At 76.1% G+C, this 570-nt stretch carries 1 pseudogene; it reads left to right on the forward strand.

The window, feature by feature from the left end:
* Window positions 1–570 (forward strand): annotated as a pseudogene (locus tag KUM32_RS40615) (cupin); the annotation flags it as partial.

Genomic DNA, 570 nt, shown 5'->3' on the forward strand with positions numbered 1-570 from the left:
TGCTTCCACGCCCACCACAACCCCCGCTCCACCCCCATGACCTGGCTGGACGGGCTCGACATCCCCTTCGTGCACCACGTGGACGCCGGGTTCTTCGAGTACGGGCCGGACGGCCTGGACGACCGCTCCACGCCCGAGCGCTCCCGCGCCGAGCGGCTGTGGGCACACCCCGGACTGCGCCCCCTGGGCGTGCCGGAACCCGCGCACTCGCCACTGATCGCCTACCGCTGGGGGCGCACCGACGCCGCGCTCACCGCCCAACTCGACCTGGCCGCCGGCGTCGAGCCGGGCCACGCTGCGGTCCGCTTCACCAATCCCGCCACCGGCGGCGACGCCCTGGCCACCATCCGCTTGGAGGCCCACCGGTTCGCCGCGGGAGCGCGCGGCGCGCCCACCCGCGAGGCGGGCTCCAGCGTCTGGCAGGTCTTCGCGGGTTCCGGCACCCTCACCTTGGACGGTCGGCGCCACCCCGTCGGGCGCGGTGACCTGGTGGCCGTCCCCTCCTGGACCGAGCTGGCGATCGAGGCGGCCGACGCCCGCGAGCCCGAGGAGGCGGGAGCGGGCCTGGAC

The sequence above is a fragment of the Streptomyces sp. AC627_RSS907 genome (assembly GCF_019049165.1).